This window comes from Pleurocapsa minor HA4230-MV1 (assembly GCA_019359095.1).
Lineage (GTDB): Bacteria > Cyanobacteriota > Cyanobacteriia > Cyanobacteriales > Xenococcaceae > Waterburya > Waterburya minor.
Genome location: JAHHHZ010000017.1, coordinates 385,793 through 397,210 on the forward strand (window position 1 = coordinate 385,793; position 11,418 = coordinate 397,210).

Annotated in this window: 10 protein-coding genes and 1 pseudogene; 8 read left to right on the forward strand and 3 right to left on the reverse strand. The window is 37.9% G+C overall.

Annotation, left to right across the window (positions count from 1 at the left end; genetic code table 11):
- Positions 1-36: 36 nt before the first annotated feature.
- Positions 37-1,332: a flippase gene (locus tag KME09_09070; GenBank protein ID MBW4534077.1), complete on the forward strand. Its 1,296-nt coding sequence runs from the start codon at positions 37-39 to the stop codon at positions 1,330-1,332.
- A gap of 198 nt (positions 1,333-1,530) precedes the next feature.
- Here the strand turns inward: KME09_09070 and KME09_09075 are convergent, their stop codons facing one another.
- Both KME09_09075 and KME09_09080 read right to left on the reverse strand, forming a co-directional pair.
- Positions 1,531-3,615: a nucleotide-binding protein gene (locus KME09_09075; protein MBW4534078.1), complete on the reverse strand. Its 2,085-nt coding sequence runs from the start codon at positions 3,613-3,615 to the stop codon at positions 1,531-1,533.
- Positions 3,616-3,697: 82 nt separating this feature from the next.
- Positions 3,698-4,159 (reverse strand): DUF29 domain-containing protein, encoded by a 462-nt coding sequence (locus tag KME09_09080; protein ID MBW4534079.1) that lies wholly within the window; start codon positions 4,157-4,159, stop codon positions 3,698-3,700.
- A 172-nt stretch (positions 4,160-4,331) separates the two neighbouring features.
- Between KME09_09080 and KME09_09085 the strand changes: the two genes are divergently transcribed.
- The 4 genes from KME09_09085 to KME09_09100 all read left to right on the forward strand — a co-directional run bounded on the left by KME09_09085 (position 4,332) and on the right by KME09_09100 (position 5,759).
- Positions 4,332-4,496: a type II toxin-antitoxin system HicB family antitoxin gene (locus tag KME09_09085; protein MBW4534080.1), complete on the forward strand. Its 165-nt coding sequence runs from the start codon at positions 4,332-4,334 to the stop codon at positions 4,494-4,496.
- Positions 4,497-4,630: 134 nt separating this feature from the next.
- Complete coding sequence (locus KME09_09090) at positions 4,631-5,095, forward strand: hypothetical protein (protein ID MBW4534081.1); 465 nt, start codon at positions 4,631-4,633, stop codon at positions 5,093-5,095.
- Complete coding sequence (locus tag KME09_09095) at positions 5,092-5,424, forward strand: hypothetical protein (GenBank protein MBW4534082.1); 333 nt, start codon at positions 5,092-5,094, stop codon at positions 5,422-5,424. The genes KME09_09090 and KME09_09095 overlap by 4 nt, the downstream gene beginning before the upstream one ends.
- Positions 5,421-5,759, forward strand: coding sequence for a hypothetical protein (locus KME09_09100; protein ID MBW4534083.1), 339 nt, complete (start codon positions 5,421-5,423; stop codon positions 5,757-5,759). Before KME09_09095 ends, KME09_09100 begins: the two co-directional genes overlap by 4 nt.
- A 235-nt stretch (positions 5,760-5,994) precedes the next feature.
- Here KME09_09100 and KME09_09105 read toward each other — a convergent pair.
- Positions 5,995-6,132, reverse strand: a pseudogene (locus KME09_09105) (IS6 family transposase).
- 214 nt (positions 6,133-6,346) lie between these two features.
- Between KME09_09105 and KME09_09110 the strand changes: the two are divergent.
- The 3 genes from KME09_09110 to KME09_09120 all read left to right on the forward strand — a co-directional run bounded on the left by KME09_09110 (position 6,347) and on the right by KME09_09120 (position 10,820).
- Positions 6,347-8,518 (forward strand): EAL domain-containing protein, encoded by a 2,172-nt coding sequence (locus KME09_09110; protein MBW4534084.1) that lies wholly within the window; start codon positions 6,347-6,349, stop codon positions 8,516-8,518.
- A 197-nt stretch (positions 8,519-8,715) separates the two neighbouring features.
- Positions 8,716-10,368: an NAD(P)/FAD-dependent oxidoreductase gene (locus KME09_09115; protein ID MBW4534085.1), complete on the forward strand. Its 1,653-nt coding sequence runs from the start codon at positions 8,716-8,718 to the stop codon at positions 10,366-10,368.
- 116 nt (positions 10,369-10,484) lie between these two features.
- Entirely contained in the window at positions 10,485-10,820 is a 336-nt protein-coding gene (locus KME09_09120) for a hypothetical protein (GenBank protein MBW4534086.1), read from the forward strand.
- The last annotated feature ends 598 nt before the right edge of the window (positions 10,821-11,418 follow it).

Below are 11,418 nucleotides of genomic sequence, written 5' to 3' on the forward strand. Positions count from 1 at the left end.
TATTAATTGCGAGTATAATCAATTGAAAATTAAGATATGTATATTTTGCTAGCTTTAATCGGTTTGAAGAGTTTAAGTCGAAAGTTAAAAAATATTTCACAAAAGCCTTTAGTTAAAAATAGTCTTTGGGAATTATTAGCCAAAGCTATTAATGTGATCTGCCAAGCTGTATATTTCACAGTAATTGTGCGAGTTCTTGGGGCGGAAAGCTATGGTGCATTTGTGGGGATTACTGCTTTAGCTGCTTTAATTTTTCCCTTTGCTAATTTGGGTAGTGGAGATGTGTTAATTCAGCAAGTATCTAAAGATAGAAAAGTTTTTGCTAGCTACTGGGGCAATGCCTTAATTGTTATTTTAGTTATCAGTTTGCTACTAACCTTAATTACTTACTGGTGTTCTCCGTTAATTTTTCCCAATATTGCTAATTTACCAGCGATCCTCAACATTTTATTAGCAGATTTAACTGGTTTAGCTATATTTATAGTTAGTGCTAAAGCATTTATGTCTCAAGATTTTCTCAAAAATTCTTCTTTACTCCAAATTATTAGTACAGTCACCAAATTATTAGCAGCTATATTCTTAACAACTTTTGAAAATCCCTCTTTATTAAAGTGGTCTTACTTATATTTATTCAGTGCGCTAATTACAGCAGCGATTAGCTTCATTTGGGTAAGTAAAACATTAGGTTTTCCTAACGCAGCACCAAAAGCAATTCCCACAATGGTTCATGAAGGAATTTACTTTGCCATCGGCGAATCTGCCTACAATATTAATTCTGATATTGATAAAACAATGCTGGCGAGTATGGCTACTTTAGAAGCAACAGGTATTTATGGCGCAGCATATCGCTTAATTCAGGTTAGTAGCATTCCCATCTATGCTGTATTGTCTGCTTCTTATCTCAAATTTTTTCAGGAGGGGGTAAGCGGCATCAAAGGGTGTTTAAATTTAACCAAACGGTTACTCCCTTTTATCGCTATCTACGGCACCCTCTCTCTGGTAGGGTTGTTATTTTTTGCCCCCTGGGTAACCTACCTTTTAGGCGACGAATATCAAAATGCGATCGCTACAGTACGTTGGCTAGCACCGATGCCTATTCTTGGCTCAATCCAGTTATTATTAGCCGATACCCTCACAGGGTCAGGGTTTCAAAAAACTCGTAGTGCGATTCAAGTAACCACCGCTTTAAGTAACGTGGGCTTAAACTTCTGGTTAATTCCGTTATATTCTTGGAAAGGTGCAGTTTGGGCAACATTAAGTTCTGAAAGCTTCCGTATTATCTGTCTGGCGATCGCTGTAGGCTGGTTTTATCGGCAACAACAAGAAATTTAGGCGTTATATGAAGTCCGTTTAAACAATTTCAATTAAAACTCGCGCAAAGACGCAGAGGCGCAAAGATTTTATTAGAAGCACTTAAGTGGACTTGATATTATATGAAATACAAATAAGAATGATACAGATAAATAGTCCCCAAGTCCCCAAGTCCTCAAGTCTTCCATTTGTAGCAAACATTTGTAGATTTCATATTACTTATTGGCTGACCATAAAATCACTAAAGCCACTACCCGTATCATCCCCCCATTCCCAATTAGCCACAATGCCCAGACGATTAATGTTCAAGGGGCTAGCCCAAGGATAGACATCAGTAAGGGCGCGATACAAAACGGTTTGATGGTTAACTTGGACTGTATAGTTATTGCCATCAAAAACAACTCTGAGGGTGTAAGGCTGTCCAAAAGCGATCGCCTGACCGATATTTGACCACACTGCATCATAAATTTCTTCAAAACCGTCAAGACGGAAAAAACAGGAAATAGACTCTCCTTCATAAAAGTCATCCAGCCAAGTATTGATAATGATGTAGTTATCTCGATCTTGCCAAAAAATCAAACCAGCTCGACCTTTTTCTCCTTGTCCCCGTTCTTTTCCTGGTGGCAAAATGGTTACGGACACATCGGCAAAATTGGGATTGTCCCAAGCTACAGTATAAGCGGTGCGCCCTGGGTTAGGATGCTCAACGCTAGCCTCTATTAAAGCAATGCCAGACTGAATTTTAAATACACCTTTACCAAGAGTTTTTTGCCAAATGCGATCGCCTAATGAGGTAGTTTTACCAGCTAAATCTCCCTGTCCAACTTGAAAGTCATCTTTAATAACGATATCTGTACCCTCACGCCACCAAGGTAATCCTAAATCGAGAGTAGGCAGAGAAACGGTACGAGGATGAGCTTCAAAGTTTTGCAGATATAAATCTGAATTTTGCTCAAATATAATTATCCCTACTCCTGTAGCGGTTGCCAAGCGGTCATCTGTCACCAAGCAATTAGTCTCTGGTTGTGCTGTGCGATCGCTGATTAGTTTACCATTCAGGTAAATTCTTAACTCTTGTCCGTCATCTAAAATTTGCAGATATATAGTGCTATTTAAATCGATGAAATCTTCCTTACTGACAAATATCTTTTGAGTTTGACCAGCTTCAATCAACTGAAGACAAACTTGTTCGTGATTGAGACGACAACACCAATAATTATCTCGATCTTGAAATCGCCAAATTACGCCTAAATCTGCTGGTTGTCCCGCCCAAATTTTTAGATGCAATAGCCCAGAGGTTGCTTGAGGAGCAAGAATAGCTAAACTGTGCTTTTCTGTCGCCATCAAACCTTCTGGAGTACGCTCTAGACTACCAGATAAAACTTGCCAGCTTCCTCCTACTTCAGCATTCATAGTTGTTAGATTTCCCAGCCCTAAAAAAGCATCGGCTGCATGAGCAGTTCCATACCAGGAAGCTAAACTGCTAACTGTCTCCGTTTTGACTCCATAAACCCTAGTATCCGCCCGAAAGCCAACTTGACCGAGAACACTTTGATGGATACCTGCATAGACGACTGCTTCAGCATTAATAGCATCGATTGCTACTGGACGTAACTGTGGATAAGCTGGTATACCATGCACCTGCGGTAAAGATGAAGCATAGTAAGCTGCCCCCTGTTCCCTTAAGATAACCACATAATATACAGGGACGTTTTGCAATCCACGAAACACAGATAATAGATTAGTTCCCACTGAAGCCAATAACTCGCCGTTTTCTGCCCCCGTAGCCCGCACCACAAAACCATTACCTTGAGTCGGGTTGGCAGGTGACGCATCGGCAAACCAACCAACTGCTAAATTATCGTCAATTTTCGCTAAGGGAAAAAATTTAGTTCCTTCTGCTGAGATCCGTACCCAACTCAATAAACGTCTTAGCGTTCCCTGTTTTTGTCTACTACCTAACCAAGCTAAAACCCTCTTGCTAACTGATTCAGTCTCACTTCCTTTTAACCAGCGGGAAATCCTTTTAGACAACCATTCCATAGTCTCCGCTTGGGAAGTATTGTGACCGTTCAGCAATAGTACAGCTACAGCTAAACCACTTTGACGTTGATATGGCCCATAAGCAATACCCTGTCTCCCCCAGCCTGGTTGGATTAAAGGTTTAAAACGCAGAGCATGATTATCAATGGCGATCGCTTTTTCACGATCTATTCCTGTTCTGATAATATCGCTAGTTGTATTAGTTCCAATAGTTTTGCCACTAGGGCGATCGTCTGGAAAAAGATCGGTAAATTGGCTCATTTAAAAACTTAAGATGATGTTGGCGATCAAAAAGCGATCGCCTAAATTATAAGTTTTAATTATTAATTATTTACAGCAAAATTTAGTTTTTTTCGGTTGAAATAAAATCATCATTTAAAATTTGCTCTAGAGAATAAGGGCAATCAACAGGTATATGAGCAATGTTGGACTTGAGTATCGCTTCTTTTCTCGCTCTAGTATAAATAGTATTTAATTCTTGTTCTGTATAATTTCTCAGAGTTTTTGAATCTAAATACTGTGATAACTCAAACCGAAAATTGCTAATCTCTTCCAACCAACCTTGACCGCTCCATTGTCTTTCTGTCTGCCAATAATGATAGAGTAGCAAGTGTTTAATTAGTTGCTTAAGAAAACTAACAACCGCTCTTTTTTCACTTCTACCCAAATTTTCTATTTCCTCGATTAAATTTTCCCAATCTAATTGATTCAATTGACCTGCTTTTAAAAGTTCGATGGTTTTTTCTAACCACAGGTAATAATCTTGCTCGTATAGTTGTTTTAATTCTGAGACTTGAATACTCATCTATGTTTTTATAATTTTGCAAGATGGGAATTATTATTTAGAAATTATAACGTGATCTGAAAAGTAAGGCGATCGCTCTTTTTGTCTAATCTCAGCTAAAACAAATGATATTATTTTGAATATACATTTTTTATAAATTAAGTAGTTACTGCTTGTCTTACCCATAATTTTTATGAGCGTTAACCAAAAAGAATTTTATGTCATTATTGAACGAGACGAAGATGGTTGTTTTGTTGGCGAAGTACCTCAACTAAAAGCTTGCTATAGTCAAGGTGAAACTATTGATGAATTAATGAGTAATATTAAAAAAGTTATAAAACTTTGTTTAGAGGAGTAAAGCTAAATAGTTGCTCTTGAATTTGTTGGCGTTCATAAAGTTATTCTATATAAACAGTTTAATATATTCTCTTATCTTTATTACTCAAACATGAAAAACTAGAATTATTAGATTATGTATTGGAGTAAAACATATTGATCGCTGATTCTAAAATTTTACATCTTCCGAAAGTCAGTTTAGAAACTAAAGAGTTATTACCAGAATATTCTGGTATATATTATGTTGTTGATGAAAACAAAATAGTTTGGTATGTAGGAAAAGCCCAAAATATACGTAAACGCTGGCAAGGTAAAGCTCATCATCGCATTTATCAATTGAAACAGCTAAAACATAAATATTTTGATATTTATTACGAAAATATTAGTTTATCTCAACTAGATTTAAGAGAAAAACAGCAAATAACTAAATGTAGCTTTGAGTTCATCCGATCTAGTAGTGAATTAAGACTTGATAATACTACAGGTTTGTCTCAAGTTTTTGCAACAGAACCGAATTTTTATATCAGCCAGATGTGCGTCTCATTAGTAGACGCATTCAACTTTTCCACAGCAAATTTCTCGCATCACGCAACTATACCAAGTAAACTGTTAAAATTATGAGCAAAGAAATCAGAAGACTGCATAGAAGAAAAACGGATTTCACCAACTTTTCTAGTAGTGAGTCGCCTGATTTGCCTAATCCAACCGAATCAATCGAACCATTGATTCAACAAGATGACGATAATGCTTCTTCTCTTCAGCCTCCGATAACTAACTCTTGCTCCACTGTCAGCACGAATGACATCAATGCCATTCGTGCTGAATTACTCGAAGATCAATATCATTCTGATTTAGCTGAGTCTAATTATTCTGACGACACCCATGATTGGGGTTGGGATCGCCAAAAGCTCTCTGATGACTATTGGCACTTCCTTGGACGTTATGAATGATTCTCGGACTTGCGATCGCTTTACCTCCCAGTCATCTCCTATCCTGTTTCAGTAATACTTTTACCAAGCAAGGTGAACAGATTAACTTGAATGGTGAACTGACGGTAGATTTTCCTGAAGATGTGAAGATACCTGTCGAACCAAATCAAATGGTTACGGCTGAGGTTGTGGGAAGTCAGGTTAAGTTTAGTTATTGTAGTTTGAGGAATGCGATGCCCTTCGGGCTGGCGTTTGCGGAGCAAGTCGTAGACTCAGCCAATCGCGTACTTGGCTTTTGTTTAGCAACGGGGAAATTTTGGTCGCTAAGGAAAAGTAAAGTGCCAAAACCCCTGTAAAGAATGGATTTTAATTTTACTCTTAAAATTATCAGGTGATCGCTTATAAAACAGATAAGCATTCTTTAGGCGAGTGTCCCACTTTAGCCTTTTACTGGGACAGTTTTCTCTGAAACCATGCTAAATGTTTGTTATAGACACTTTTAAAATTATTGCCCAACCATCAAAAGTGGGCCAGTTAACATTTAAAAATCTCTTACCGACCAAAATTTCTCGTCTGCTATACAAACACCTGATCTACAGACAACCATCTTTCCAGCATTATTTCTTCTAAATTCCTGTAACTCAAAGCATATTTAAGATACCAGCGAACGCAGAGCAAAATTATTTCTCCTTGAAAATGTTTCCACTTGAATGGTTCCTGTGAGTTCATCAGTTCGGGTAATTATTAGCACTTTGATTGTACTACCGATCTATCCTTAGTTTTTGCAACGGAACCGTTTGGACTGTCTCACTGTGAATACAGTAATCAAAAGCCAGGAATAAGCTAATATGAACGTCTAATTTGATCTATCCAGGTAAAATATGTGTATGTATTTACTTTGATCGATACCACAGTTTAACTTATCTGTTACGAATAGTTAATTATGGAATATTTTCAGTTATTTCAGCCAATCTTTGATGCTTTTGATAGTCAAGTTGCTTTAATCGACCGAGAAGGCAAAATTATTGCACTGAATCAAGCTTGGAAAAATAATTCAATTAATAGTGGTTTTTCAAAGAACACGAGTATTGGAGATAATTACCTCAATGTATGTAAGACTATAGTCGGTAGCGAAGCAAAATTAGCTCGAAAAATTGCCACAGAGATTAAGGCGATCGCTCGCTCAGAGAAAACTGAGTATAAACTTAACCACAATAGCGAGAATTTTAAGCTAGAAAATCCTTTAGTTATTCATATTAAACAAGTCAAGCAAGATAACTGGTTTGGAGTCCTGATTATTCAGGAAAATATGACCAAGCAGATGCAAACAGAAATATCTTTACGTTCGGTAGTTGAAGGTACGGCTGCTGTAACGGGGAAAGACTTTTTCCATTCTTTAGTCTATCATTTGACTTGCGCGCTCTCGGTTAACTATGCGTTTGTCACAGAATGTTTAGAAAAAACTAGCCCTGAGCGAGTCTGTACCTTAGCTTTTTGGTGCAAAGAAGACTTTGGTGAAAACTTTGAATATGCTATAGCAAATACACCTTGCGAGCAGGTTATTGCTGGTATATCTTGTCATTATCCTAGGAAGTTACGGACTTTTTTTCCTCTAGACCACGATTTAGCCAAATTAAATGCGGAAAGCTATGTTGGTGTTCCTTTGGTCAATTCATCAGGAACAATTCTGGGACATTTGGTCGTCATTGATGAGCGTCCGATGGAAGACGGATCCACTGAACTATCAATCCTCAAAATTTTTGCAGCCAGAGCAACAGCCGAACTAGAGCGTCAAAAAGCCGAACGACAACTAGCTTATGATGCTTTGTACGATCGCCTGACCGATCTACCCAATCGTAATTTATTAAGCAATCATCTTAATCGAGCTTTAGAAAAATATCGACGCGATCCCAACCGCAAATTTGCGGTCTTTTTTTTAGATCTAAATCGTTTTAAATATGTTAACGATAGTTTAGGTCACAAAAGTGGCGATCTACTTTTAGTGGGGATCGCCCAGAGATTAAAAACTTGTTTACGTGCCAGCGATATCTTAGCTAGATTGGGAGGCGATGAATTTGCAATTTTGCTCGAAGACATTCAAACTCTATGTGAAGCAACCAAACTTGCACAACGTATTCAACAAAGCCTAAAATCCCCATTTCATTTGGGCATACACGAAGTTTTTACCAGCGTCAGCATAGGTATTGCTTTTAGTGAGCCTGACATAAATTCGTCAGAAGACTTATTACGCAATGCCGATATTGCCATGTATAAAGCAAAGGCTTTAGGCATTACTAATTATGAGTTGTTTGATGAGAGTTTGCATACTCAAGTAGCAAATCGACTAAGCCTGGAAACTGATTTTCATCATTCTCTCGACAGAGGAGAATTTCGACTGCACTACCAGCCGATTGTTTCTTTAGTTGATGGTCGAGTAGCTGGTTTTGAAGCTTTATCGCGCTGGAAACATCCTCAAAGGGGATATGTATCTCCAGGAGAATTTATAACCCTAGCCGAAGAAACAGGAATGATAATTCCCCTTGGCTGGTGGGTTTTGCAGGAAGTTTGCTATCAGTTAAAGGAATGGCAACTTCAGTTTAATAATCCTAATTTGACCATAGCAGTTAATATTTCTCAAAAGCAGTTTTCTCAACCTAATCTAATTGATTCGTTGATTCAGATTCTACAAACAACTGGCTTAGAACCTCAAAGTCTGCAATTAGAAATTACGGAAAGTCTTTTGATGCAGGATGTCAAAATAACTATGAAAACTTTAAGGCAGCTAAAGGTTTTAGGATGTGGGCTACATTTAGATGATTTTGGTACGGGTTATTCTTCTTTGAGCTATCTCCATAGCCTACCGATTGACTCACTTAAAATTGATCGCTCTTTTGTTAAAGCAATTGATTCTAAAGGAAATAATAGTGAAATTGTTGAAGCTATTGTGATGATGGCTAAGAGTTTAGGCTTAAAAGTGATTGCCGAGGGAATTGAAACTAAAGCTCAACTTGCTAAATTACAAACTCTTAAGTGTCTTTACGGACAGGGTTATCTATTTTCTAAACCTTTAAACCCCAACTCTCTTTTTAATTGGTTAGTAACTAGATTAAGTTGAATATTTATCTAAATAAAAATATTTAAACATTTTTACTTAAATATTTTTACTTAAAATTATTTTTTCATCGGCACTATCACTGATTTTTGTTTTGTTTACTAAATATTTGGACGTTCAAATTTAAGTAATTACTACATTATCAAATCGCAAAATAGAAGTTACTGTTTGATTGTTCAAGTATTTTACTTAAGTGAGCCATGAGCATTAACACTGAACTTCAAAGCAATCGTGCCAAAAACTGTTCTAAAAGCGAATATAAGGTTGTAGTAATTGGTGCTGGTCCTCAAGGCATATTATATGCTTCTTGGCTGAAACAAGCACGCCCCGAACTGCAAGTAGTAGTTCTTGAAAGAGAGTCACAACCAAAGTTTAAAATCGGAGAAAGTACGCTTTCGGGGTTTTGTAAAGCACTTCGTTCTGTAGGAATCTCCCAAGAAGCTCTTGAACTACTATTTTTTCCTAAAAATGGCTTAGGTTTTTTTCACGTTGACGAATCAATTGAAAATGTCACCGAAGCACCAGAATATATTTTGGAAACATTTGATGAAACCTTTCAGGTTGAACGACGTTTACTAGATGGCTTATTGATTACCAATGCTCGTCGCTTGGGAGTAGAAGTGATTCAAGGGGCGCGAGTGGATCTGACTAATTCTCAATTGAGCGATCGCGGTAACACTATTGCCTATCGTTTTCAGCAACAAAAATATGAGATTAAATCTCAGTTAGTAGTCGATGCCAGTGGTCCTGCTAGCATAATTGCCAAACATCTCGATTTATATAACAAAGAAGACGTAAATTTTCAAAGCAATGCTGTTTGGGGCTATTTTAAAAACGTCAATCGTCTCGGCGATCGCACTGACTGGCAAAAGGTGGCTCAATTTAGCCGCGATCAATATACCCAACATTTCTGTTTTCGTGAAGGTTGGATGTGGTACATTCCTCTAGTTTCTTGGGAAAACGTACCCGAAGCCGACAGAGAGTCGATGTTCAATCGCTTTTTGGGTGGAGAAGAATTACCCACTAAAGCAGAATTAGCTGCTCGTCATGGCTGTCCTGAAGAGGATATCATCAGTATTGGTATGGTGTTGCGTCAGGATCGCGATGACAAATTTGCCGAAGGACGTAAAGTAACATTCGACCATTATGCCCAACAATATTCTGCAATCGCTGAATTACTTGAGGGTGCTGAACTCGTCTCCGATCTTTATGGCGCTGAACAAGCTTTAAGAGCGCGGGCTAACATTCGTGGCTATGCCGAACAAGCGGTAGGAGATGGTTGGTTAAGCATTGGCGAAGCAGCATTTTTTGTCGATCCTCTAATTTCACCAGGCTTAACTGGTGGTGTGGCAACTGCTTATTTTGCTGCTCAAAGCACTCTTAGAGCGATCGACCGTAACAATTTCTCCCAAGAAGCTTTTGCTGATTACGAAGCCTTTGTGGGCAAACTGTATGAGGCTCTAGAACGAGATAATCAGCTTGTCTATATGTCGTTTAATCACCCCAAAGCGATCGAACTAATTCAACGTTTCCAAGAAATTGATGCTCGTCGACACTTTAATCAGCATATTACGTCCGATTACTGTCTTGCGGATACTAACGTTTGGGGAATTCTCAATCCAATCTATCAATCATTACAAAAGCAGCTTTGGCAAATCATGCGAGAAGCAGAGATTGCCGTAGACGAACAAAAAGCAGTCAATCAGCAAACAAAGGAAGATTATGAAGTGATGGTCTCAAGAATTGAAGCTTATTTGGTTAATTATTTAGATATTCACACAGAATTGACTCCTTACATTGTCCAAAATGAGACAACTGAAAAGTTACAAACTGAGTTAACTTGTGTTAAATAATTTATTCGATCTCGAATTTAGTATCTTTCCCTAAAGAGATTGGAAAAGATACTTTTGTAAAAATTTCTTGTCTACTACACCAATTAAATCAAAGTTTTAAAAGGATAATTTACCCAATGCCAGTACCAGAATGGTTACGAACTAAAGAAATTACTACCCGTTTTCGAGTTGGTCAAGAAGATTGGCAGGCAGTAACAATTTTATTAAATGAGGACGGTGGAAGATATGTAACTCCCGATGGTAATGAATCAGGATCATTGCAATATCTTGCTCACGGCAAGCATCCTTTAGGAGGAGAAGTGCTAGTTTTGCACTGGCTAGAACAAAAAGGGCCTTTAGAGGGTCATACGGGCATAGACACCTTATGGTTGCAGCCTCAAGGTAATGCCATTAAAGTTTCTGGTACGTTTTTTCTTGATCGCAGCCATGACTATGGCGAAATAATTAGCTAATCTTGTCAAGAATTTTTATTTTAAGAGATGACTGCACGCGATCTCCCCAATTATCGGGCAACCACTGCCAAATTCCCGACCAAAAGCGATCGCCATGAATTAAGAGGGTTCCGTTGCAAAAACTAAGGATAGATTAGTAGTACAATCAAAGTGCTAATAATTACCCGAACTGATGAACTTACAGCAACCATTCAAATGGTTAGACGGAGAACTCAGTTGTAATATTGTCTTAGCAAATGTTAAAGGGGTTAGAGAACCCTGGGCTTTTTGGCGTTGCATAATAGAGGGATGAACTCAAGCTAAATTTATATGCAATGTCCTGAATGTTCTAAAGCGATTGTCTTGAATGTCAAGTTTAATTTGTCTTTTCAGGCGATCGCTAGACAGAAATTTTTATTCAAAACAATTTGACATCAACATTTTTTTGATGTTTTAGGTTTGATAAAATAATTTCTAGCCGAGTTAGTTAATTGGTAAGAATTCAGGTACTAAGTTGAGGGATTAAAGAAGGGCGATCAATAACACCGATGGTTGCCAATAAAGCTTGAGTGAAAAAATTCATCACAGAGCGACCCTGAAAACGGCAGGTTTGAATCAC